The 23773-nt window shown below is 40.6% G+C and carries 30 protein-coding genes; 19 read left to right on the top strand and 11 right to left on the bottom strand.

From position 1 onward, the window contains the following. Positions 1–84: 84 nt before the first annotated feature. Positions 85–1053: a hypothetical protein gene (locus Q4A91_RS01465; RefSeq protein ID WP_303204274.1), complete on the bottom strand. Its 969-nt coding sequence runs from the start codon at positions 1051–1053 to the stop codon at positions 85–87. Positions 1054–1291: 238 nt separating this feature from the next. Here Q4A91_RS01465 and Q4A91_RS01460 point away from each other — a divergent pair, with 238 nt between their 5' ends. From Q4A91_RS01460 to Q4A91_RS01430, 7 genes are all read left to right on the top strand, one after another. Then, positions 1292–1942: a hypothetical protein gene (locus Q4A91_RS01460; protein WP_303204273.1), complete on the top strand. Its 651-nt coding sequence runs from the start codon at positions 1292–1294 to the stop codon at positions 1940–1942. 135 nt (positions 1943–2077) lie between these two features. Further along, entirely contained in the window at positions 2078–2740 is a 663-nt protein-coding gene (locus tag Q4A91_RS01455) for a hypothetical protein (RefSeq protein WP_303204272.1), read from the top strand. Between the two features lie 11 nt (positions 2741–2751). Then, positions 2752–4041: an Mbeg1-like protein gene (locus tag Q4A91_RS01450; RefSeq protein WP_303204271.1), complete on the top strand. Its 1290-nt coding sequence runs from the start codon at positions 2752–2754 to the stop codon at positions 4039–4041. Continuing rightward, the gene (locus Q4A91_RS01445; RefSeq protein ID WP_303204270.1) at positions 4029–4445 is read left to right on the top strand and encodes a hypothetical protein; all 417 of its coding nucleotides are present in this window, start codon (positions 4029–4031) and stop codon (positions 4443–4445) included. Before Q4A91_RS01450 ends, Q4A91_RS01445 begins: the two co-directional genes overlap by 13 nt. Beyond that, positions 4439–4753 (top strand): hypothetical protein, encoded by a 315-nt coding sequence (locus Q4A91_RS01440; RefSeq protein ID WP_000959511.1) that lies wholly within the window; start codon positions 4439–4441, stop codon positions 4751–4753. The genes Q4A91_RS01445 and Q4A91_RS01440 overlap by 7 nt, the downstream gene beginning before the upstream one ends. A 106-nt stretch (positions 4754–4859) precedes the next feature. Beyond that, positions 4860–5651, top strand: coding sequence for a DUF2785 domain-containing protein (locus Q4A91_RS01435; protein ID WP_303204269.1), 792 nt, complete (start codon positions 4860–4862; stop codon positions 5649–5651). A 110-nt stretch (positions 5652–5761) separates the two neighbouring features. Beyond that, complete coding sequence (locus tag Q4A91_RS01430) at positions 5762–6430, top strand: MIP/aquaporin family protein (RefSeq protein WP_303204268.1); 669 nt, start codon at positions 5762–5764, stop codon at positions 6428–6430. A gap of 172 nt (positions 6431–6602) precedes the next feature. Here Q4A91_RS01430 and queF read toward each other — a convergent pair whose 3' ends face one another. The 7 genes from queF to Q4A91_RS01395 all read right to left on the bottom strand — a co-directional run bounded on the left by queF (position 6603) and on the right by Q4A91_RS01395 (position 10150). Next, the gene (gene queF / locus Q4A91_RS01425; RefSeq protein WP_000082582.1) at positions 6603–7094 is read right to left on the bottom strand and encodes a preQ(1) synthase; all 492 of its coding nucleotides are present in this window, start codon (positions 7092–7094) and stop codon (positions 6603–6605) included. Positions 7095–7111: 17 nt separating this feature from the next. Beyond that, positions 7112–7828 carry a 7-carboxy-7-deazaguanine synthase QueE gene (gene queE / locus Q4A91_RS01420; protein ID WP_303204267.1) on the bottom strand — a complete coding sequence of 239 codons (717 nt, stop codon included), beginning with the start codon at positions 7826–7828 and terminating at the stop codon, positions 7112–7114. Continuing rightward, complete coding sequence (queD, locus tag Q4A91_RS01415; protein WP_303204266.1) at positions 7821–8264, bottom strand: 6-carboxytetrahydropterin synthase QueD; 444 nt, start codon at positions 8262–8264, stop codon at positions 7821–7823. Before queD ends, queE begins: the two co-directional genes overlap by 8 nt. Then, positions 8264–8917 carry a 7-cyano-7-deazaguanine synthase QueC gene (queC, locus tag Q4A91_RS01410; protein WP_303204265.1) on the bottom strand — a complete coding sequence of 218 codons (654 nt, stop codon included), beginning with the start codon at positions 8915–8917 and terminating at the stop codon, positions 8264–8266. Before queC ends, queD begins: the two co-directional genes overlap by 1 nt. Positions 8918–9119: 202 nt before the next feature. Further along, positions 9120–9434 (bottom strand): thioredoxin, encoded by a 315-nt coding sequence (trxA, locus tag Q4A91_RS01405; protein WP_084859493.1) that lies wholly within the window; start codon positions 9432–9434, stop codon positions 9120–9122. 15 nt (positions 9435–9449) lie between these two features. Next, a complete protein-coding gene (locus tag Q4A91_RS01400; RefSeq protein ID WP_000570267.1) occupies positions 9450–9671 on the bottom strand; it encodes a DUF4649 family protein in 222 nt (73 codons plus the stop codon). 98 nt (positions 9672–9769) lie between these two features. Beyond that, positions 9770–10150, bottom strand: coding sequence for a MarR family winged helix-turn-helix transcriptional regulator (locus tag Q4A91_RS01395; RefSeq protein WP_042768552.1), 381 nt, complete (start codon positions 10148–10150; stop codon positions 9770–9772). A 196-nt stretch (positions 10151–10346) separates the two neighbouring features. Here Q4A91_RS01395 and Q4A91_RS01390 point away from each other — a divergent pair, with 196 nt between their 5' ends. Both Q4A91_RS01390 and Q4A91_RS01385 read left to right on the top strand, forming a co-directional pair. Further along, on the top strand, positions 10347–10721 hold the full coding sequence (locus Q4A91_RS01390) for a CidA/LrgA family protein (protein WP_303204264.1): 375 nt from the start codon (positions 10347–10349) through the stop codon (positions 10719–10721). After that, positions 10718–11413, top strand: a complete 696-nt coding sequence (locus tag Q4A91_RS01385) for an LrgB family protein (protein ID WP_303204263.1) — start codon at positions 10718–10720, stop codon at positions 11411–11413. The genes Q4A91_RS01390 and Q4A91_RS01385 overlap by 4 nt, the downstream gene beginning before the upstream one ends. A gap of 31 nt (positions 11414–11444) precedes the next feature. Here Q4A91_RS01385 and Q4A91_RS01380 read toward each other — a convergent pair whose 3' ends face one another. Genes Q4A91_RS01380 through Q4A91_RS01370 form a run of 3 tightly spaced genes read right to left on the bottom strand, consistent with a single transcriptional unit; the run spans position 11445 to position 13254 of the window. After that, positions 11445–12173 (bottom strand): hypothetical protein, encoded by a 729-nt coding sequence (locus Q4A91_RS01380; RefSeq protein ID WP_303204262.1) that lies wholly within the window; start codon positions 12171–12173, stop codon positions 11445–11447. A 15-nt stretch (positions 12174–12188) separates the two neighbouring features. Continuing rightward, positions 12189–12884 (bottom strand): ABC transporter ATP-binding protein, encoded by a 696-nt coding sequence (locus tag Q4A91_RS01375; protein WP_303204261.1) that lies wholly within the window; start codon positions 12882–12884, stop codon positions 12189–12191. A gap of 4 nt (positions 12885–12888) precedes the next feature. Further along, positions 12889–13254 (bottom strand): GntR family transcriptional regulator, encoded by a 366-nt coding sequence (locus Q4A91_RS01370; protein WP_000119117.1) that lies wholly within the window; start codon positions 13252–13254, stop codon positions 12889–12891. A 144-nt stretch (positions 13255–13398) separates the two neighbouring features. On the opposite strand from Q4A91_RS01370, the gene nrdR reads away from it, so the two are divergent. From nrdR to secA, 10 genes are all read left to right on the top strand, one after another. Beyond that, positions 13399–13872 carry a transcriptional regulator NrdR gene (nrdR, locus tag Q4A91_RS01365; protein WP_001203676.1) on the top strand — a complete coding sequence of 158 codons (474 nt, stop codon included), beginning with the start codon at positions 13399–13401 and terminating at the stop codon, positions 13870–13872. Beyond that, positions 13873–15036: a DnaD domain protein gene (locus tag Q4A91_RS01360; RefSeq protein ID WP_303204260.1), complete on the top strand. Its 1164-nt coding sequence runs from the start codon at positions 13873–13875 to the stop codon at positions 15034–15036. Beyond that, the gene (gene dnaI, locus Q4A91_RS01355; RefSeq protein WP_303204259.1) at positions 15037–15933 is read left to right on the top strand and encodes a primosomal protein DnaI; all 897 of its coding nucleotides are present in this window, start codon (positions 15037–15039) and stop codon (positions 15931–15933) included. It abuts the gene before it with no gap. After that, complete coding sequence (locus tag Q4A91_RS01350; RefSeq protein WP_303204258.1) at positions 15930–16643, top strand: NADPH-dependent oxidoreductase; 714 nt, start codon at positions 15930–15932, stop codon at positions 16641–16643. The genes dnaI and Q4A91_RS01350 overlap by 4 nt, the downstream gene beginning before the upstream one ends. A gap of 13 nt (positions 16644–16656) precedes the next feature. Next, on the top strand, positions 16657–17967 hold the full coding sequence (der, locus tag Q4A91_RS01345; protein ID WP_303204257.1) for a ribosome biogenesis GTPase Der: 1311 nt from the start codon (positions 16657–16659) through the stop codon (positions 17965–17967). Between the two features lie 227 nt (positions 17968–18194). Beyond that, complete coding sequence (locus Q4A91_RS01340; protein ID WP_303204256.1) at positions 18195–19046, top strand: YgcG family protein; 852 nt, start codon at positions 18195–18197, stop codon at positions 19044–19046. A 160-nt stretch (positions 19047–19206) separates the two neighbouring features. After that, positions 19207–19803, top strand: coding sequence for a LemA family protein (locus tag Q4A91_RS01335; protein ID WP_303204255.1), 597 nt, complete (start codon positions 19207–19209; stop codon positions 19801–19803). Positions 19804–19935: 132 nt separating this feature from the next. Continuing rightward, positions 19936–20226: a hypothetical protein gene (locus tag Q4A91_RS01330; RefSeq protein ID WP_303204254.1), complete on the top strand. Its 291-nt coding sequence runs from the start codon at positions 19936–19938 to the stop codon at positions 20224–20226. A 145-nt stretch (positions 20227–20371) separates the two neighbouring features. Then, the gene (locus tag Q4A91_RS01325; protein ID WP_303204253.1) at positions 20372–21142 is read left to right on the top strand and encodes a DNA alkylation repair protein; all 771 of its coding nucleotides are present in this window, start codon (positions 20372–20374) and stop codon (positions 21140–21142) included. Between the two features lie 115 nt (positions 21143–21257). After that, the gene (gene secA / locus Q4A91_RS01320) at positions 21258–23771 is read left to right on the top strand and encodes a preprotein translocase subunit SecA (protein WP_303204252.1); all 2514 of its coding nucleotides are present in this window, start codon (positions 21258–21260) and stop codon (positions 23769–23771) included. The last annotated feature ends 2 nt before the right edge of the window (positions 23772–23773 follow it).

Genomic DNA, 23773 nt, shown 5'->3' with positions numbered 1-23773 from the left:
TAAAAACACCCCAAAAGTTAGATTTTTTCTGTCTAACTTTTGGGGTGCAGTTCATTTGAGGTGATTTTTTTATGCTTTAAAGATTTATTCAAATTTTCCTTTATTGGCCTCGTTTGAAGCCTTCATGCTAATTTGTAAAAGGTTGGCGAGATTTTCATTATCAAGGCTAGCTTCACCATTATTATCCACTTTTATGGCAAGGTAATGGGTGTTACGATCAAGATAATCCATGCCCTCTAGGTCTACGTAGTTGTCAGCTTTAAAATCAAGCGCCGCTAATTGATAAACAAATCGAATATTTAGAGCTTTAGCATAGTCTGTTTCAAGAACCTTTTGTTGTTCTTCCACCAGTCCTTGAAAGAATTCAAGATTGTCTGTGTGATAGGATGCTTTGACTTCGTATTGGTAAGTATCTACAGCTGGGGACATAAATTTCAAATAAACCATGTCGCCATCTACCTTATAGTCCTCAAGAGTATAGGCACCTGCTTTTCCTAATGCATTAGTGTTGACCTTGAAAAACATAGGTGCATAAATTTTGAGGGGATATTTTTCTCCTTTATATTCAAAGACGGTATCATTTGAAAAATTCGGACGGATTTTAGTTAACTCAGGGACTAAATATTCGTTCCAAATCTTATCAAATAACTCTTCTTGATTGCTAGCACCCGCTGATTTCACAACTAGGTCAAGATTTTCTTGATTGACAAAGACAGCATCCACTAATTTGAGGGCTGTTTGAACCTTAGGATCCGAAATTTCTTTTTTCTTTTTTTCAAGATTCTCAGCCGCCTCTTTCGTGCGATCTAAAGTTTTATTAAAATGACTGCCACTGTTTGTTTCAACAAAGGTTCTCTCATAGTTGGTAGGTTCAACTTTGGCATTCCAGTCAAATGAAGCAGCAGGACCAGTTACATCTTTCTTGTGATAGGTGGAAGCCTGATTGTTTGAATTATTTGTAGAACTAGTAGATGGCTTTGATGAGCAAGCACCAAGGGCTAAGGCTAGTGTTGTCACACAAGCTAGGCAACAAAGTCTGTACGATTTTTTCATATATTTCTCCTTCAAGTAATGCTTGTTATTCATTGTCTATTATATCATGACCCTTAGGATTACAGTGTTTTAAAATGAATTAGACAGGATTTTAACATCATAGATGAAACAGTCATATCAGCCTTTTATGATATACTATAAGGGAAATATGATTAGTTGTTTTATTAATTATCATAAGTAAGGAGAAGGTTATGAAAAAACGTGCGTTTTCACAATATTACTTTTAGGAGGATTGATCATGATAGGATTAACAGGATGTGGAGAAAATAAAAATAGTCGAGAATGGATTGAAAACAAAGTCTCTGAGGTTAGTCGTGTCTATCCAACCGAGAATCTGTTTGATTTGTTTAAGCAATTTCCAGAAGGGTTTGAGATTGAGCAGGTCTATTTCAAAAAGAAAAGTGATGGAATTGACGATTTTATCACAGAAATTAAGCTGAAAGGTGATGCAACATTGCATACAATAACAGGTACTCTTGCTAAAATTCCAGCGAAGGATGATGCACCAGAAAGCGAAGAAGAGGTAGTAAGTGTTCAATATGTAGACAATAAATTTATTTTTTCTGATGAAGAAACTGCTAAAAAAATGTGGAAGTTTGACAGATTTTTATTTCAAAAGTTGACTTTAAATAAAACAGAATTGTCTAAGTTAAGATTAAAAGAGAAATCGTATAATAGCGTGACAAATGGTTTTAGTATTTTATATTTTACAGAAAATGAAGTAGTTAATAATTATTTTCATAAAAATGATTCTGAAACATCCGTACTGGAGATTGGAAGTTCTCTACAAAATGAGGGTTATTACTACTACTCAATTTTACTAGATTACAATGATGGCTATTATTTTAGAGAAACGGTATCAAATGCGAAGGTATATAACGGCCAATAGTGGAATTCCAACTTTAGACGTGGCGAATATGACTTACGAATTTGAATAAGATGCAAGGAATTGTTGCTTTTATGGTATACTATAAGTGAACTACGGTTAGCTATTTTATTGAATATCATAAATAAGGAGAAGGTTATGAAAAAACGCACTTTTCTCACAATATTACTTTTAGGGGGATTGATCATGATAGGATTGGCGGGATGTGGAGAAAATAAGAGCAGTCGAGAATGGATTGAGAACAAAGTCTCTGAGGTTAGTCGTGTCTATCCAACCGAGAATCTGTTTGATTTGTTTAAGCAATTTCCGGAAGGCTTTAAAGTAGAGCAAGTGTATATCAAACGTGGGACTTTTCTTATCGAAATGTCTTTACAGGGGGATAGTAGCAATCATACAATTTCTGGAGTGCTAACCAAGACACGGGCTTCTGATGATATTACTGAAAAGCCAGAAGAAACAATAAGGGTGGATTATATAGATGGGAAATTTATCTTTTCCGATGAGGGGAAAGCGAAAGAATTATGGCCTTTTGATGGATTCTTATTTCAAAAGTTAACGATTAATCAGTCTTTTCTATCTTCTTTATCTATGAAATCCAAAAGTTATAATGGCAATAATGGTGCATTTGATATTGATTATTTGGTTCGGAATCAAACTATCAATCAGTATTTTAAAAAACATGAAAACGAACAGGCAATATTAGGTTTTGGAAGTTCATACCGAAACGACGATTATTTCTATTATTCAGTAACTGTCAACTACGACAATGTTTATTCATTTAGAGAAACCGTGTCAAATTAAAAGGAGATTCAATGGTGGATAAAAAATTTGTTAATAGTGGAATTCCAACTTTAGATGCGTCGAATCTAACTTATGAATTTGAGAAAGGGAGAGCTGAACGTCCTGAATTTGTATATTCAGATATTTCTGCTCAAGAACGAGTGAAAGATGCACAAAGAAGAAAGGCCATACCTGATAATCTGGAGTATCTTGATGATTTCAGAGATGCATTAACTGGGACTAGTGGGACAGCATTTTTAGACAAAAATAGTGGAGAGATTATTATTGCATACACTGGTACAAATCCTAATGTTGACTTTTTTACGGATTTTAAGACGGATATTTCGAGTATTGGACTGGCAATAGGCTATCATTATGATGAAGCATTTAAATTCTATGAACGAATTCAATCAAAATACGGTAAAAATATCACATTGACTGGACATTCATTGGGTGGAAATATTGCTCAGCGTGTAGCATTGGAGTATAATGTGGCACGGACAGTTGTCTATAATTCTGCTCCTCTATATTTAAAATCGACTATTACGGGAGAACAAAAAATTTTAGATTATCTGACTCCCTGGGATTCGGCGAGGGAGAAAATAATCAATAAACAAAAAACATTCACAGGTCAAGTTGTACGAATTCGTACTCAAGATGACTTTCTTAACAATATCTCTATGCCTCTTTTGGGTGTCTACTTGGGAGAAGATTATCTGCTTGAAAATTCTGGTGGACACAGCCTTGACCCAGATATTACGGGTGATAAAAATCAAATTAACCAAATCAAGGATATTTTGGAAAAACAGAGTCCAGAGAAAATGACTGGACTTGAAAAGAAGAACTATGATACCCTGAAGAAATTACAAGGTGTCAAAAATGGACTTCTAAAACAGTTGAATACTAAATTTTTATCAGATGGTAGCATAAGTAGCCATGAGATGTTTTTCTTGGATAGTGTCCAAGCAACAGCTGTTGCGACGGCAATGACAGAGAGTGTCAGCAACGGACACAGCGAGATTGAGGCAGTGGCTAAAAAAGCAGTTACAGATGCTGAAACACTCTACGATAAAAGTAAGGAAGTTCCCTGGTTTGTAACAGAGTTAACTTATGATGAGATAGAGGATGTCTATGTAGAAGCTGGGGTAACGTATGATAGTATTGTGGGTGAGACTCAGAGACATTTTGATAAAAAAGTAAGTAAATCAGCTGCGATTGTAAAAGCCTTTACGGATTTGGAAACCAACATTCAGAAAGGTGTTGAACAGGCGGTTGAAGGAGACGAAAGCTTGGCAAGGGATATTAATCAATGGACAAACTAGAAGAAATCCAAGTGAAAATAAAAAAGCAAGAAGAGGGACTTTGGTCCTTGGAGGATGACTATAGAACTGCTAAGAAGAAAATAGAAGAATCCTATGAAAGTTTAGATCATAATCGTTCTCAGTTGACCAGATTATATGAGGAGTTTGAGAACATTGCTTATGATTTTGGTAGACAGAAATCTGGATATGATGGGGAGCACCATCAATTTCTGATGTTATTGGAATCTTATGCAAGTGAGACGAGTAGTGAGTATTTTCGTCAGTATGCTAAAATAGAGGCAAAAGATGAAGAGTTGCAGACTCAGTACCGAAAAGAGCGCTCTCGCTTAGAAAAAGAGTTAGAAGAGAGTTATAGTCAAAGAAAAGACTTATATGAGTTAGAAAGGAGGCAGAAGAAATGCTAGTGGATTTAGTCATAGATGCTTTGATTGGACCTATGTCAGAATCAGCCAGACGAGAAATCAAAAAAACATTAGAACGAGCAGCTATCAAAGCATTTTGTGCTCCTCCTATAAAATCAGGTAGAAAAGGTATTGTAGATAAGTACGATGAGGAGATAGGGGTTCTTGCTATGACAAATAAAACTGCTGTAACGACTTTAGCAGCTCAAATGGATAGCTCAATTAATGGGTTGGGACAAAAAGCCATTAGCGAGACTATTAGTAAAAATAGTACATCTTTTGAAGATTTAACTCCGAAAAAGAAAAAATAGTGCTCTAACTATGCCATGTTCCTTTCCAATTTTTCCAAATGTTCCTCTTCAAAGTCATCTTCGGATGACTTTTTGATAAGTTACTAGAAATGTAGAGGTGCTTGAGATGCGTCGAAATTTACAAAGAAAAGTGATAGAAGAAAAACCAAGCTATAGTCGAGAAGAAATTCAGTGGTTGCTTGAGCATTTGGGAGATCCCTCTCCAGAAATTCGAGATGAACTTGTTTTTACGAGTTTAGCTAGAGGGATTCAAGAAGAGTTGTTTTCCCTTGAGCAGTTTCAGTTTATCTCAGAAGAGGTCTCCTCTGATGAAGGTCTATACAAAGAGATTGATAGTAGAGGAGTTTCGGCTCTTAAACGTTCTTTTAGCGCACTTATTTATGCCAATCTTTTGTCTGCAGATGGTAACGAGCACTCTCTTTTCTATAAAGGCTTAAAAGCTGATATAAGAAATGCTATGCTATCTCAAGGTTTGCATTACTTAAAAAAAGAAAAGGATACGACAGGTTTTTCAAGTCAGTATGGTTGGGTTCACGCTTTTGCGCATGGAGCGGATCTCTTGACTGAAGTCGTTTGTCATCCAGATTTTCCTAGTAACAGAGTTTCTGAAGTATTTGATGTACTGGGTCAACTATTTAAACGAATTACCATTCGTTTTACAAATGATGAAGATTGGCGGTTAGCCAGAGCGTTTTATGAACCAATCTTACGAGGGAAAATCGAACCTTCTCTCCTCACTGCTTGGCTGCAAACAGTCGAATTTCCCTTGAAAGAAGTAAATGATTTCCATAAATTTTCCAATTTCAGATCTTGTTTGCTGGAAATTTACCTTCAACTAGACTGTCATAAACTTTTACAAGATGACTTGAAAGAAGCTATTCAATCTTTTCAATACTAAGTCCAAGCGAGTCGTTTCATGATTTTCAAATAACTTTCCAGTCAATCTTCTTGAAACCCTTTCCTTCTTTTGATAGACTAATACATAGTTCGAAAAAAAGGAGACTTATCATGAAAAAATTTGTTGCTGAATTAATCGGTACATTTATGCTTGTGTTCATCGGAACAGGAGCCGTTGTTTTTGGAAATGGTCTTGATGGCCTTGGACACCTTGGAATTGCTTTTGCCTTTGGTTTGGCAATCGTAGTCGCAGCTTTCTCAATCGGAACTGTTTCGGGTGCTCACTTGAACCCAGCTGTTTCGATCGCTATGTTTGTAAACAAACGTTTGTCATCTTCAGAACTTGTAAACTACATCCTTGGACAAGTAGTTGGAGCTTTCCTTGCGTCAGCTGCAGTATTCTTCCTCTTATCTAACTCAGGTATGTCGACTGCTAGTCTTGGCGAAAATGCCTTGGCAAACGGTGTCACTGTCTTTGGTGGATTCTTGTTTGAAGTCATCGCAACTTTCTTGTTTGTCCTAGTTATCATGACGGTAACATCAGCAAGCAAGGGGAATGGTGCGATTGCTGGTTTAGTAATCGGTTTGTCCTTGATGGTCATGATCCTTGTGGGATTGAACATTACTGGACTTTCAGTTAACCCCGCTCGTAGCTTGGCTCCTGCTGTCTTGGTTGGTGGCGCAGCTCTTCAACAAGTATGGATTTTTATCCTTGCCCCAATCGTTGGTGGCGTTCTTGCAGCCCTTGTTGCGAAAAACTTCCTTGGAACAGAAGAATAATTGAAATTCAAAAAGCCTTGCTCCTCATCTTGAGGAACAGGGCTTTTTCGTATGATACTCTTCGAAAATCTCTTCAAATCACATCAGCGTCCATCTGCAACCTCAAAGCAGTACTTTGAGCAACCTGTGACTAGCTTCCTAGTTTGCTCTTTGATTTTCATTGAGTATGATTTTAGCGGTTGTCAATTTTCTCTGGATAAAGATCGTGTTGGAAGAGACGCTGTTCTGCCAATCCTTCATACTTGGTTCCAGGTCTACCGTAGTTGTAGTAGGGGTCGATTGAGATGCCACCGCGCGGAGTGAATTTTCCCCAGACTTCTAAATAGCGAGGGTCTAGTAGATTGACCAAGTCTTTCCCGATGGTGTTGATACAGTTTTCGTGAAAATCCCCATGATTTCGGTAGCTAAAGAGGTAGAGTTTGAGGGATTTTGACTCGACGCAGAGCTTGTCAGGAATGTAGGAAATATAAATCGTCGCAAAGTCTGGTTGAGCCGTAATAGGACAAAGAGAGGTAAATTCAGGACAGTTGAATTTGATGAAATAGTCATTTTCAACATGACGATTGTCAAAAGATTCGAGGACTTCTGGTTGATAATCAAAAATGTAGTTGGTTTCTTTGTTGCCCAGTAGGCTTAGGTTTTTCATTTCTTCTTGTTGTGACATGATTTTTTCTTTCTAATTTAAACACCACGTTGGTTGTCGTAGAGGAGGGTATGAAGTTGAGGAAGGACGCGGACATTGCCCCAGCTATCGTCAGCAGCGACGCGTTCCCAGAGTTCTTTGAGGCGGTCCAGTTGGTCTTGGACAATATTGCCTGTAGCCTTGGGCTCAGGATTTCCAGCCGATAAGAAAAGGACATCTGGTTGGTAGCGTTCTTGAATGTCTTTGGCAAAGGCTAGATCTGCATCATCAAAGACAGGGATTTTAAAGGTGACTTTGTCTGGGTCCAGTTGGGATACGATGAAATCCAAGGTCTCAAAGTTGACTTCCATCTTGGATGAAGGAGGTTTGGGGCTGAGAGTGACTTGGTCGATGTCTTTTAACCAATTTTGCCAGCGGGAGCCTTGGGTCTCAACAGCTAGAGTGACTCCACGTTCTTTGAGCTTGGTGACGAGTTGAGCCATGTTGGCTGCTAGGATAGCAGGATTTCCGCCAGATAGGGTTACATAGTCGTAGCTTCCTAGCTTATCTAAGGCAGCAATGACTTCATCAGAGGTCATGCGAGTTGGTTTTTCAGAACCATCCCAAGTAAAGGCAGAGTCGCACCAGTCGCAGTGGTAGTCGCAACCAGCAGTGCGGACAAACATGGTTTTCTGCCCGATAGCACGACCTTCACCTTGAAAGGTTGGGCCGAAAATTTCCAGAACTGGTAGTTTGAGGACACGTTCCCTAGTCATCTAACCACTCCCGTCTAAACTCCGCAAAGGCAGTCGGAGTCTCATAGAGGCGAACGTATTCCATACGGAAACCGCGTTCGTTGGGCAACTCTTGGCTCATGGTTTGGAAAATCCAGTAAACCATATTTTCAGCAGTCGTGTTCATATAAGGCAGGGTTTCATTGAGATAGCGATGATCCAAGTGGGGTTCTAAGTAGTTCTTGTAGATAGCTTTGATGTCTCCAAAGTCGTAGCTCATGCCCCGTTCATCTAAAAATCCACTGACAGCAATCTGCAGATGATAAGTGTGGCCGTGCAGGGACTTGCATTTTCCCTCATAGTGAAAGAGGTGGTGGGCAGCATCGAAGGTGAACTCTTTTGATACCAAGGTTCTGTGAGGATTGTAGACAAGAGATTCCCCAGTTTCCTGTTTGATTTCTTTGGGAGCAAAAAACATTAGCTCTCTCCTTTCTGTGAGAGATAAACATCTAAACCATGCTGACGTAGGTGGCAGGCTGGACAATCTCCACAGCCACTTCCGATAATCCCATTGTAGCAGGTTAAGGTCTTCTCACGAACATAGTCAAAGGCACCGAGTTGGTCGGCTAATTCCCAAGTTTCAGCCTTGTCTAGCCACATGAGAGGTGTTTGGATAACAAAGTCGTAATCCATGGCAAGGTTGAGCGTAACATTGAGAGATTTGACAAAGACATCTCGGCAGTCAGGGTAGCCTGAGAAATCTGTCTCGCAGACACCTGTCACGATATCTTTAATACCTCGTTGCTTGGCAAGAACTGCTGTAAAGGATAGAAAGAGGTGGTTGCGGCCGTCAACAAAGGTATTGGGAACCTCTCCCTCTTTTTGCTCGATTTCCATGTCAGAGGTCAGGGCATTTTCAGTGATTTGTCCCAGCAGAGACATATCTAAGATGTGATGACGAATGCCTTGTTCCTTAGCGATTTCTCTAGCAACTTGAATTTCGAGATGATGGCGTTGGCCGTAGGAAAAGGTGACGGCTTCGACTGTTTCATAGTGTTCTTTAGCCCAAAAGAGGCAGGTTGTGGAATCTTGACCGCCACTAAAGACGACCAAGGCTGATTGACGTTTCATAGTACTCCTTCCAAAATGGGAAATGTTCAGAGCACGCAAAAAGCTCCCTTGAGGGGAGCTAAAAAATACCAAGTAGAGGTTTTTTTTAGCGATGGCATGTCCCAAACATCGTAATATTCTACTTACAGTCTAGCATATTTTTTGAAAAATGGCAAAGGGCAAGAAAAAAGAGACCAAATGAAGCACTTGGTCTCTAGTGTGATTAGTTCAATTCAGCAACGATAGCCTTGATTTGTTCTGCTGTGTGAACACCAGCAACTTGTTTCACCACTTGGCCGTCTTTTTTGAAGAGAAGGGTTGGGATAGACATGATTCCAAAAGCACGAGCTGTGTTTGGATTTTCGTCAACATCCATTTTAACGATTTTCAAGACATCTTCTGAAAGTTCTTCAGACAATTTATCCAAGATTGGACCTTGCATACGACATGGACCACACCAAGTTGCCCAGAAGTCTACCAAGACCAAACCGTCTTTTGTTTCTTGTTCAAATGTTGCATCTGTAATTGCTTTTGCCATTGTATTTCTCCTTTTTTAGTTATATTGGCTTAAATCTTGTTTCATGAGATAGAAGAAGACATCTCCATAAGTCCCATGGTAGTCCAAGTCATGACCATTGTAGGTCAATTTTTGAACTGGGTAATAATCTGCGACACCGATAAGGCAAGCCTGTTGAGAACGTTCAAAGTCTTGATAAGACTCGAAAGTCATGGTTCTCTCTTGTTTGCTGGTGTCTAGATAGGTAATTTCGATCATATTAAACTCCTTTGTTCAATCTTGACTTTATTGTACTCCTTGAAAAGAGGAATGTCAAGAAAAATGATTGTGCACGCAACTTTTTTTAAAAAATCTGATTAAGAAATGAAATCAAGACTGGTTTCCAATCTTTCTTCGACAGCTTTTTGTAGATAAGCCAGAGTTGTTTGCCCCTCGTCAGTCAGGCAGATAAAACTAGCTCGTCTATCCTGGTCGCAACATCTGCGACTAAGCAAGCCACAGTTTTTCTCTTCTAACCTAGCCACCATTCGAGAAACAGCGCTTGGGCTGAGATGGAGCTTATCTGGCAGGTCAATCTGCCGTAAAGATTTTTCATCAGCTAGGTCCAGATAGTAGAGCAGGTAAAACTCTTTCAAGGTCAACCTTTGTTCACTCTGCTGGGCAATAGTTTCTTCCAACAAGGCTTCCATTTCCTTTTGACGGCGGTTGTAGTCAAACCACTTTTCCAAATAGGTCATTGCTTTCTCCTTTCTTTTCAAAGTAAAAATCACAAAGTCATTACTGATTATCTTTGTAACACAAGATGATTGCGCATGCAATGATTATACTACTTTTAGCTAATCCTTGCAAGAAAGAAGAATTTCAATATTTCCTTGAAATTTTCTGAAAAAAGAGTAAACTGGTATGCAAGAAGTCTATTTCGTGGAGTTTAGGATGAAATTATATGTTCAATTAATGATTCTCTTTGTGATTTCTCTTATCGGAGAGGGAATTTCTAGTTTCTTTCATCTGCCCATCCCAGGCAGTATTATCGGCTTGATTATTCTCTTTCTAGCCTTACAGTTCAAGTGGCTGAGAACCAGACATGTCAATATGGTCGGGAATTTCTTGCTGGCCAATATGACCATTCTCTTTTTGCCACCAGCAGTGGGTATCATGGAAAAGTTTGATGTGATTGCTCCTTATCTTTTGCCTATCGTCTTGACTGTCTTTTTTGCAGCTGTCATCAACATTATCCTCATCGCTCTAGTGGTTCAGTTTATCAAGAGACGATTTGAGGGAGATTATGAGAAAGGAGATGCCAAATGAGCGAATTTGTATCCAATCCTCTGTTTGGGATTGCATTATCTATCCTAGCTTATCTAGTGGGGATGTTGATTTACAGACGTTTTCCCCATCCATTGACAACGCCCCTGCTTTTGTCAGCCATTTTTATCATTATTTTCCTTAAGGCGACGGGTATTTCTTATCAAGATTATTACCAAGGTGGGGTTTATCTGAACAACTTGATTGTCCCATCGACCGTGGCTTTAGGGATTCCGCTTTATAAGAGTTTTCACCTGATGAAGCATCATGCTCGGAGTACTCTCTTTGGTAGTCTGTTAGCAGTAGTTGTCAATACTTGTTTCACTGCCATAGTAGCGAAAATATTTGGCATGGACTTTTTCCTAGCCATTTCTCTCTTTCCCAAGTCAGTGACAACTGCCATGGCAGTGGGAATCACAGAAAAATTGCAAGGTTTAACAACTGTAACCTTGGTCGTCGTAGTAGCGACTGGGATTTTGACTAGTGTAATCGGATCAACCCTTTTGAAGTGGTTGAAAATTGGCGACCCAGTAGCAGTCGGGCTTTCCCTAGGAGGAACGGGACACGCAGTTGGAACGGGAACAGCCTTTCGATATGGCTCGGTAGCAGGAGCCATGGGTGGTTTGGCTATCGGTGTCACTGGAATTCTTTATGTTTTTGTTAGTCCCATTGTAGCCAGCTTGATCTTGAGTTAAAGAAAAACCTAGCTTTCTAGCTGGGCATTTTTTATTGCAAATTAACCTTGTTTTTCAAGATGTAGTAGGTTCCGAGATAGTAGATAGCTGATAAAAAGAGATTGCGCAAGATTTCTGTACCAGCCATCACGTTAAAGTCATTGTCAACTCTTAAGAAGAGAGAAACATAACCAATGACGATGGCAATGACAATATAGGCTAAAATTCCCATAGCTGTTCGATATTCGTTAAAGAGTTGTCCGATAGAGATGGAGAGGTAAATAGATAAAATCCATGTGATTGACCCGACAAATAGTGATAGGGCATACAGCCAGCCGTAGCTGAGGTAAGGGGAAATGAAGTTATAGAGGGCAGTGAAGTCTTTTTCAATTGGTGTTAAGAAGATGATAATCAATATACTTAAGATAAAGACGATATAGCTTAAGATGGACCAGACAAGACCACCTAAAAGTTTTGCGATGATGATTTGGTGCTCAGAGACAGGCAAGGTCAAGGTCAAGTACCCTTGGCGGTCATAAACACTACCCTTGAATCTTCGGATGATTAAAAAGATTGTTGCAATCCAAAGAGTGACGCTGAGTCCTCCAAAGACTAGTACTAAAAAGAAGATGAAATAAGCAGCATTGTTAGGATTGTAACTCTGGCTAAGACTGTTAATAAAAGCTCCAAGCAAAACTGAAATTGCAAGCACAGCACCGTAGAGTGCCAGATACCATTTATTGACATTTTTAAATTCATAACGAACTAGATTCCAAAACATAATAATCTCCTTTGCTTAGGCTTTAAATTCCTGGCGGAAGAGCTGGTCAATTGATTCACCTGACTCGTAACGAATATCATCAACATTTCCTTGGCGGACGACTTTTCCGTCTTTGAGGAAGATGATCACATCCAAGATTGGCTCAATATCTGAAATCAAGTGGGTTGAAATAAGCACCGTAGAGGTTGGTGAGTAGTTATTGATGATGGTATTGAGGATATAATCACGGGCAGCTGGGTCCGCGCCTCCGATTGGTTCGTCAAGAACGTAGAGGCGGGCTTCACGGCTCATAACCAGGATGAGTTGGACCTTTTCCTTGTTCCCTTTTGATAGATTCTTGAGGCGACTATTTTCATCAATACCGAAATCGGCTAAAAGGTGTTGGGCTCTTTCGAGATTGAAATCCTGGTAGAAGGTTTTAAAATAGGTTAGAGCATCCTTAACCTTCATCTCTTCATTGAGGTAGGTTGTGTCTGGCAGATAGGAAACGATCGCCTTGGTAGCAGGACTTGGATCCTGTCCGTTAATGAGGACACGTCCTTTATTTGGTTGAAGGAGGCCATTGATCAGTTTGATTAGGGTAGTTTTTCCGGATCCGTTTGGTCCAAGGAGCCCGACAATCTTTCCGGCTGAGATCTCTAGTGAGATATTGTCAAGTGCCGCAGTTGCTCCATATGATTTTGTTACATTTTCAAGTGCTAGTAGTGTCATAGTCTTAAACTCCTTTAATATAGTCGCTTAATACATTTGGCAGTTCTTCTTTTTTGTAGCCAAATTGAAGCATGCAAGAGACGAATTGTTGCAGTTGCTCCTCGGAAAGTTGTTTGCGGGACTGAAGGATGAGGTCCAAATCCTCGGTGACAAATCGACCAGTTGTCCGCTTACTGTATACAAATCCTTCACGTTCGAGGTCAGACAAGGCGCGCTGAATGGTATTAGGATTGACCCCAGCCTCGCTCGCCAAATCTCTCACGGTAGGGAGCTGTTGATTGGGTTCCAGTTCATGGGAAACAATCTGTAATTTGATTTTTTCCATAATCTGTAAATAAATCGGTTTTGTATTATCAAATGACCAAGACATCATAGTCTCCTTTCTTTCTTTGCCTTTATTGTTCTAATCAAATAATACAATAAAACAAAAAACTTGTCAAGTAAAAATAAGAATCGTTTTGGGAATTGCTCAAAAAATGGTATAATGAAAAGAAAACGACAAGGAGGGAAATGCATGCGTTGTCCAAAATGTGGGGCTACCAAGTCTAGTGTTGTTGATAGTCGACAAGCCGAAGAAGGAAATACCATCCGTCGAAGACGTGAGTGCGACGAGTGTCAGCATCGTTTTACAACCTATGAACGAGTAGAAGAAAGAACGCTGGTCGTCGTCAAAAAAGACGGTACACGTGAGCAGTTTTCGAGAGATAAAATCTTTAATGGGATTATCCGCTCAGCCCAGAAACGCCCTGTTTCAAGTGATGAAATTGGCATGGTGGTCAATCGCATCGAGCAAAAACTCCGTAGTCGCAGTGAGAATGAGATTCAAAGCGAATACATTGGTTCTTTAGTCATGGAAGAATTGGCAGAGCTTGATGAGATTACCTATGTTCGTTTTGCCAGTGTTTACCGTAGCTTTAAGGATGTGAGTGAGTTGGAGAGTCTGCTCCAGCAAATCACCCAGTCATCTAAAAAGAAAAAGGAAAAATAGATGAAACCAAATGACCGTTTTTCTTTTCTAAAGAATAATCGGGTGTCGCAAGATACCTCTTCTCTGGTGCAGTGCTACCTCCCAATTATCGGTCAGGAGGCACTGAACCTCTATCTATATGCCATTACCTTTTGGGATGGTGGACAAAAGGAACACCTCTTTTCCCATATCCTCAACCACTTAAACTTTGGCATGCCGACCTTGCTCCAATCCTTTAAAATCTTATCTGCTTTTGATTTGTTGACCCTTTATCAGAAAGGGGAGGTCTATGAATTACAGCTTCATTCACCCCTTTCCAGTCAGGATTTTTTAAGTCATTCTGTCTATAGCAGATTATTAGAGAAAAAGATTGGGGATACAGCTGTTTCTGCTATGAAGCAGGCTCCAAATGAGGGAGAAGCACTCTCTGTTTCTTTGAGCCAAGTCTTTCCAACCCTGACTGAAGAAGTGACACCAAGCGAGTCTAAAAGCAAGTTAAAAAATGATTTTGACTTGGAACATTTCCAGCGCCTGATGGCTCGAGATGGTTTGCGTTTTGAAGACGAGCAAACGGATGTTTTGGAATTGTTTGCCATCGCAGATGAAAAAAAATGGACCTGGTTTGAAACTTATCAATTAGCCAAGGCGACAGCGGTGGCTCAGGTTATTTCAGTCAAACGCATGCGTGAAAAGATTGCGCAAAAGCAGGTTTCTTCTGACTTTAACCCCAAAGAAATGACCATTATCAGGGAAGCCAAAAATAAAACACCCCTGCAATTTTTAGCCGAAATCAAGCAAACACGTAAGGGAAACATCACCCAAAGTGAAAGAGAACTCCTTCACCAGATGGCGTCTTTAGGCTTGTTGGACGAAGTCATCAATATCGTCTTGCTTCTAACCTTTAACAAGGTTGATTCGGCTAATGTCAATGAAAGATATGCCATGAAAGTCGCAAATGACTATGCTTACCAAAAAATTCGAACAGCAGAAGAAGCTGTGCTTCGGATTCGAGAGCGCCAGAAAAAAGGGCAAGAAGACCAGAAATCGAAAACTAGCTCGACTAAGACAAATGTTCCCAAGTGGAGCAATCCAGAATATAAAAATCAAACCAGCGAGGAGACTCGTCTGGAACTAGAACGTAAAAAACAAGAAATGTTAGCCCGATTAGAAGAAGGAGGAGACTAGATGGAAAGTGTGGGTGACGTTATCAAACGTCAGACAAGTCGTTTTCAGTATCAGGACCTAGTCCAGCAGATCATGAAGGATCCCGATGTAGCGGCTTTTATCCAGAAAAAATCGCTCAGCCAAGAGGAGTTAAATCGCAGCATCTCCAAGTTCAACCAATATATCACAGAACGGGACAAGTTTCTTCGTGGGGATGCGGACTATATAGCGCGTGGCTACAAGCCTATCTTGGTTATGAATCACGGCTATGCGGATGTGTCTTATGAAGAAACACCAGAACTAATCGCGGCAGAAAAAGAGGCTGCGATTAAGAATCGTCTCAAGTTGATCAATCTACCAGCAAGTCTCAAGAAAGCGAAATTGGCTCAGATTGACCTGGATGATCTAGGACGCTTGCCGATTTTTGAGAGACTCTATTCCTTTGTTGACCTTTACCCAAGCATTCGAAAAGGCCTCTATCTTTACGGAGATTTTGGTGTTGGTAAGAGTTTCATGATGGCGGCCTTGGCTCACGACCTATCTGAAAAACGTGGGGCCTCAACAACTATTCTCCACTATCCAAGTTTTGTCATTGATGTGAAAAATGCCATCGGTGAAGGATCTGTGAAGACCTTGGTGGATGACATCAAGGTCGCAGAAGTTCTGGTCTTGGATGATATTGGTGCAGAGCAGTCGACTCCTTGGGTACGTGATGAGATTCTCCAAGTCATTCTTCAGTATCGCATGCAGGAAGATTTGCCGACCTTCTTTACTTCTAACTTTAATTTCCAAGATTTGGAAAAACATTTTGCCAAAGGAAAGAATGGGAATGACGAGACTTGGGAAGCTAGACGGGTCATGGAACGAATCCGTTATTTGGCTGAGGAGACAAGACTAGAAGGAGAAAATCGCCGATGACAGAAACCATTAAACTGATGAAAGCTCATATTTCAGTTCGTCGCTTTAAGGAGCAAGAAATTCCTCAGGCAGACTTGGAAGAGATTTTGACTGCTGGACAAATGGCGTCGTCTTGGAAAAATTTCCAATCCTACTCTGTGATTCTTGTGCGCAGTCAAGAGAAGAAAGATGCTCTTTATGAATTGGTTCCTCAGGAAGCCATTCGCCAGTCTGCAGCCTTTTTGCTCTTTGTTGGTGACTTGAATCGAGCGGAAAAGGGAGCAAGTCTTCATACGGATATTTTCCAACCTCAAGGAGTGGAAGGTCTCCTTATCACGTCTGTGGACGCTGCACTTGCGGGGCAAAATACCTTGCTTGCAGCAGAGAGTCTGGGATATGGTGGTGTTATCATCGGTTTGGTCCGTTATAAGTCAGAAGAAGTGGCAGAGCTTTTTAACCTGCCTGACTATACCTACCCTGTTTTTGGGATTGCCCTTGGCGTGCCAGATCAACAACACGATGTCAAACCAAGACTGCCTTTGAACCAAGTGGTTTTTGAAGAAGAATACCAAGAACAGCCCGTAGCAGGGATTTTAGACTATGACATAGTTCAGGCAGACTATGCTGGTGCGCGTGCGTCGACCTCTTGGAGTCAGCGTTTGGCAGAGCAGTTTGGTCAAGCCGAACCTCGTTCAACTCGGAAAAATCTAGAACAGAAAAAGTTATTGTAGAAAGTGAGAAAACATGGCCTTACCAACTATTGCCATTGTGGGACGTCCCAATGTTGGGAAATCAACCCTATTTAATCGGATCGCTGGTGAGCGGATCTCAATCGTAGAAGATGTCGAGGGTGTGACACGTGACCGTATCTATGCAACGGGTGAGTGGCTCAATCGTTCCTTTAGTATGATTGATACGGGAGGGATTGACGATGTCGATGCTCCCTTCATGGAACAAATCAAGCACCAGGCAGAAATTGCTATGGAAGAAGCGGATGTCATCGTCTTTGTGGTGTCTGGGAAAGAAGGGATTACAGATGCGGACGAGTACGTAGCTCGTAAACTTTATAAGACCCATAAACCTGTTATCCTTGCCGTTAACAAGATTGACAACCCTGAAATGCGAAATGATATTTTTGATTTCTATGCGCTAGGATTGGGTGAACCACTGCCAATTTCGTCTGTCCACGGTATTGGTACGGGTGATGTACTCGATGCCATTGTGGAAAATCTACCACACGAAGTTGAAGAAGAAAATCCAGACGTGATTAAATTTAGCTTGATTGGTCGTCCTAACGTTGGAAAATCAAGTTTGATCAACGCTATTTTGGGAGAAGACCGCGTGATTGCTAGTCCAGTAGCCGGAACAACGCGTGATGCCATTGATACCCACTTTATAGATACGGATGGACAAGAGTTTACCATGATTGATACAGCTGGTATGCGTAAGTCTGGTAAAGTCTATGAAAATACGGAGAAATACTCTGTCATGCGTGCCATGCGTGCCATTGACCGTTCTGACGTGGTCTTGATGGTCCTCAATGCCGAAGAAGGTATTCGTGAGTACGACAAGCGCATCGCAGGTTTTGCCCACGAAGCAGGCAAAGGGATGATCATCGTGGTCAATAAGTGGGATACTCTTGAAAAAGACAACCATACCATGAAGAAATGGGAAGAGGATATCCGTGAGCAGTTCCAATATCTGCCATATGCACCGATTGTCTTTGCATCCGCTTTGACCAAGCAACGTCTCCATAAACTGCCTGAGATGATTAAGCAAATCAGCGAAAGCCAAAACACCCGTATCCCATCAGCTGTCTTGAACGATGTGATTATGGATGCCATTGCCATCAATCCAACACCGACAGACAAAGGGAAACGCCTCAAGATTTTCTACGCAACCCAAGTGGCAACTAAGCCACCAACCTTTGTCATCTTTGTCAATGAAGAAGAACTCATGCACTTCTCTTACTTGCGTTTCTTGGAAAATCAAATCCGCAAGGCCTTTGTCTTTGAGGGAACACCGATTCACTTGATTGCAAGAAAACGCAAGTAAACCTTGCTTGTTTTTCTACAAAAACAAACTAAAAGAAGACTTCATAGTCTTCTTTTTTCTATCTAAAAGGGGAGAAAAGAACCTATCAAATTGGAGGAGAATCTGTCATCAAAATTCAATCATTTTCCTAGCTTTTGTAATCTATTTGTAATGAAAATGCACTTTTTTTGTAAAAATCAAAATGCTATAATTCCTTAAATCAATTTTCCTTTATCAGGGAGGTTATTATGAAAAAAAGCAGATTATTTAAACATAGTTTGTTGGTTCGCTTGCTTGGGTTGCTGATGGTCTTTCTCTTCTTGTCAGCATTCACAGCACCTGAAAAACCTGAGTACGGGATCTATGACCCGGATCACTATCTAACGGATGGGACTATAAGTCAAATTCGAGAATTGAATAATGTCAATAGTAAAAAATCAGAAAAATTCCAGATGGCTGTTTACGTTGTGAAAAGCCTAAATGGAGAAACAATTGAAACTGTGGCCAATGAAACAGCTAGGACATGGAAGATTGGCTACTCGGGAGACAATCACGGTGTCTTGATTGTGGTAGCAGTCCAAGATAGAAAATCACGGATTGAAACCAGTAATAATGTGGCCAGTAAAATCACAGACTATCAGACTCACAGGTTCTTGACAACAGCACGTCCTTACTTTAAAAATGGTGACTATAACAAGGGTGTTCTCTCAATAGTCAATAATCTCAACTACATGTTCTATAGTGGATCGAGTACGACTGCTTCAAGTTCTAAAAGTAGTTACGACTATACTACCAACTCTAGTCGCTTAAGGGAACTTGAAAGATATGCTGGTGAGAGTAGTTCTTCGAGACGTCATCGAAAAAGCAGCTCGAGTGACGGAGTTATCGGATTTGGAATTCTCATTTACTTCATCGTTATGATCATCGGATTTTTATTTGGTGGTCGTGGTGGCGGTTCACATGGCGATGATTCTGGCGGTGGCTGGTGGGGCAGTGACTCATCAGATTCAGGATCCTCTTGGTCTGACTCAGGCTCCGACTCATCTGGAGGCTGGGACGGCGGTGGCTTTGATGGCGGTGGTTCGTCTGATGACTGGTGAGTGACCATATATTGCTCAAACCGATTTCTCCATACAGTAAGGTGATTCCTTTGCAAGAGTTCACTCCTTAATTAAAAATAAAAACAAAGTTTGGGAAATTGATTTAAAATCTGAGTATTTTCTCAGAAAAGTTGATAAAAGAAAGTGTTAAGGTTTTGATATGAAACAAAATAAAGTAATTCTCTCAATAGTGGCGATTTTCTTTGGACTACTAGTTCTGGGAAGTTGTTCCTCAGTGACGACCTATAATGGTCTAGTTGGTGAACAGACTAAAGTGGAGCAGGCTCAGGCCGATGTCTCGACAGCCCTCCAACGTCGTTCGGACTTGATTGGTAACTTGGTGGAGTCCGTTAAAGGACAAATGAATCATGAAACCGAAGTCTTTACCAAGATTACGGATGCTAGAGCTAAAATCGGTAGTAGCTCAGTGACATCGGAAGAAAACCAAAAGGCTCAGGGAGAGTTGAGCTCAGCTCTTTCCCGCTTGATTTCCTTGACGGAGAATTATCCAGAACTCAAGAGCAATCAAAATGTTGAGCAACTAATGGTCGAACTTTCAGGCAGTGAAAATCGTATCTTTGTAGCACGCAAGGATTATAATAAAGTCGCAGCCGAGTACAATCAAAAGTTGAGAAGTTTTCCAACCGTGCTTTTTGCGAATATGATGAACTTTAAAGAAGCTGAAACCTTTAAAGAAACAGAAGAAGCCAAGACAGTTCCTAAGGTCGATTTTGGAACATCTTCATCAAGTCAATAAAGTGAATCAGCCTATGAATAAAGGAGTTTCTCTAGTATGACTAGTGATTTTAAACCCGAACCTGGAAAGCTTTTTCCAGGTTTTTTTGGTATAATAAAAGGGAAGAGACAGTGACTCAAATGGAGGTTTGCTATGGAGAAAACAAAAGCCTTTCTTGAAGCGCACTACAAGAGATATATCCTTACGATTTGCCTTCTCTGGTTCCTCATGTTTTTCCTTCCTTGGGATTGGCAAATAGGAGGAGTTTCAGTATATTATTTCGTTATGAAAAAACTCTTTGTGGTTTTTGGCGTTTTATCCATCCTATACTCTGTGCTGATTAAAAAAATCAGTCTTCTTATCTTTGAAATTATCTTTTGCTTGGCCTTCTGGATCAATCTCTTTTGGTATTTTGGGATACTGCCTGTATTCTTGGGAAATTAAACATTAACAAAAAAAAGGACTAGACTAGCTTCTAGTCCTTTTTTCTTCCTTATTAAAATAGTTGGAGATATAAAAATAATTTTGTTGACGGGCTGTCTGTATGATATAATAAGTCCTGTAAAAAGAAGATTAAGGGATTTAAAAAATGGCTAAAAAAGTAAAAGATTATTATGACTTAGCTTATGCTAGGGATTTGAGCCGAAGGTTACAAGAAGCGTCCGTTGCCTTTGATGGACAAAAGTTTAGGCTCTTGTTAGAAAAAGACTTGGAAGAGTTGGAGTTTAGCCAGCGTCAAGAACTCTTGGCTAGAAGTATCAAAGAATGTCTTCCCTTATCTTATCAGGACTCTCTCAAGGTTTTTGAGAAAATTTTGGGTCCTGAGTTAGAGGGTGGTTTAGGTATGTTCTCAGAAGGATATTGGCTTTGGCCAATCGGCAAATATGTAGAGCTATATGGAGACAAGGAATTTGAATTGAGCGCGGCCTTTAGTAAGGAACTAACTAAGCGATTTACTGGAGAATTTTCTATGAGACCTTTGCTGGCTCGCTATCCTAAGGCTACAATGACTTTGCTGTTAGAATGGAGTCGGGATGAAAATTTGCGCGTTCGTAGACTTGCCAGCGAATGTATGCGTATCCGTCTGCCTTGGGCTAAGAGACAAACCGTGGTATTGGATTATTTTGAGGATTTCACTACTATTCTGACCAATCTAAAGGATGATAGAGACAAATCCATTCAAAAAAGTGTAGCCAATAATTTAAATGATTTATACAAGGAAGAACCTGATAAGTTTGAAAAGATACTTCAAACTTGGCAAAAGGAGGAGCTGAGTCCAAGTTGTGCTTGGATTATCAAACATGCATCACGAACAAAAAACAAAAAGGTAGCCACAGAAGATTTATGCAAAAAAAGCTGAATTTTGGCTGGCCTTTTCCGTTGTAAATTAAGGATTCTTTCTTGAAAAATAATGGTAAATGTGCTAAAATTAAAAGAACATTCTAAAATATTCAGAATAAAAAGTAAGGAAAATCATGGCTAATATTTTAAAAACGATTATTGAAAATGATAAAGGAGAGCTTCGTCGTCTGGAAAAGATGGCTGATAAGGTTCTTAACTATGAGAGCCAAATGGCTGCAATGTCAGACGAAGAACTAAAAGCGAAAACTGACGAATTTAAAGAACGATACAACAAGGGTGAATCACTTGATTCATTACTATATGAGGCTTTTGCGGTAGTTCGCGAAGCTGCAAAACGTGTCCTTGGGCTTTTCCCTTATAAGGTTCAGGTCATGGGTGGGATTGTTCTTCACCATGGTGACGTTCCAGAGATGCGTACCGGTGAAGGGAAGACCTTGACAGCGACTATGCCAGTGTACCTCAATGCCCTTGCAGGCAAAGGGGTTCACGTAGTCACAGTCAATGAATACCTAACAGAACGTGACGCGACTGAAATGGGTGAGTTGTACTCATGGCTCGGTCTGTCAGTAGGGATCAACTTGGCAGCCAAATCTCCAATGGAGAAAAAAGAGGCTTACCTTTGCGATATTACCTACTCAACCAATTCAGAGATTGGTTTCGACTACCTTCGTGACAACATGGTCGTTCGTGCAGAAAACATGGTGCAACGTCCACTCAATTATGCCTTGGTCGATGAGGTTGACTCTATTTTGATCGACGAAGCTCGTACACCATTGATCGTTTCAGGTGCCAATGCAGTTGAAACAAGTCAACTCTACCATATGGCGGACCACTTCGTGAAATCCTTGGACAAGGATGACTATATCATTGACGTTCAGTCTAAGACGATCGGTTTGTCAGACTCTGGTATTGACAAGGCTGAAAGCTACTTCAAACTAGAAAATCTCTACGACATTGAAAATGTAGCTCTTACTCACTTTATTGACAATGCCCTCCGTGCTAACTATATCATGATTCTCGATATCGACTATGTGGTTAGTGAAGAGCAGGAAATCTTGATTGTCGACCAATTTACAGGTCGTACCATGGAAGGTCGTCGTTACTCTGATGGTTTACACCAAGCGATTGAAGCAAAAGAAGGTGTGCCAATCCAAGACGAGACAAAGACTTCAGCTTCTATTACCTACCAAAACCTCTTCCGTATGTATAAGAAATTGGCAGGTATGACAGGTACTGGTAAAACAGAAGAAGAAGAATTCCGCGAAATTTACAACATTCGTGTTATCCCAATCCCAACCAACCGTCCAATTCAACGTATCGACCACTCAGACCTTCTCTATGCAAGTCTTGATGCGAAATTTAAGGCTGTAGTTGAAGATGTAAAAGCTCGTTACCAAAAAGGTCAGCCGGTCTTGGTAGGCACAGTTGCCGTTGAAACGAGTGACTTCCTTTCTAAGAAATTGGTTGCTGCAGGTGTTCCTCACGAAGTCTTGAATGCGAAGAACCACTATAGAGAAGCGCAAATCATCATGAACGCTGGTCAACGTGGCGCGGTTACTATCGCAACCAACATGGCCGGTCGTGGTACCGACATTAAACTTGGTGAAGGGGTTCGTGAGCTTGGTGGACTTTGTGTTATCGGTACAGAGCGTCACGAAAGTCGCCGTATTGATAATCAGCTTCGTGGACGTTCAGGACGTCAAGGAGACCCAGGTGAGTCACAATTCTACTTGTCTCTTGAAGATGATTTGATGAAACGTTTCGGTTCAGAACGTTTGAAAGGTGTCTTTGAACGACTCAATATGTCTGACGAAGCTATCGAATCTCGCATGTTAACGCGTCAAGTTGAAGCAGCTCAAAAACGTGTCGAAGGAAACAACTACGACACTCGTAAACAAGTCCTTCAATACGATGATGTTATGCGTGAACAACGTGAGATTATCTATGCACAACGTTATGATGTCATTACTGCAGATCGTGACTTGGCACCAGAAATCCATGCTATGATTCGTCGTACCATTGGACGTATCGTGGATGCACATGCACGTTCTAAGGAAGATGAAAAATTGGAAGCAATCTTGAACTTTGCTAAGTATAACTTGCTTCCAGAAGATTCAATTAGCCGTTCAGATCTTGCAGGTCTGTCAGACCAAGCTATCAAAGATGAACTTTTCCAACGTACCTTGAAAGTCTATGACAGCCAAGTTGCTAAGCTTCGTGACGAAGATGCAGTGAAAGAATTCCAAAAAGTCTTGATTCTACGTGTTGTAGACAACAAGTGGACAGACCATATCGATGCTCTTGACCAGTTGCGAAATGCTGTTGGTCTTCGTGGATATGCCCAAAATAACCCTGTTGTAGAATATCAAGCAGAAGGTTTCCGAATGTTTAACGACATGATTGGATCGATTGAATTCGATGTGACCCGCTTGATGATGAAAGCACAAATCCATGAACAAGAACGTCCGCAAGTTGAACACAATATCAGTACAACTGCGACTCGTAATATCGCAGCGCAGCAGGCAAGCCTTCCAGAAGATTTGGACTTGAGCCAAATCGGACGAAACGACCAATGCCCATGTGGATCAGGTAAGAAATTCAAGAACTGTCATGGTAAGAGACAATAATA

Origin of the sequence: Streptococcus sp., assembly GCF_030528045.1 — a bacterium.
Classification (GTDB): domain Bacteria; phylum Bacillota; class Bacilli; order Lactobacillales; family Streptococcaceae; genus Streptococcus.
This window is presented reverse-complemented; position numbering and strand designations above follow the sequence as displayed.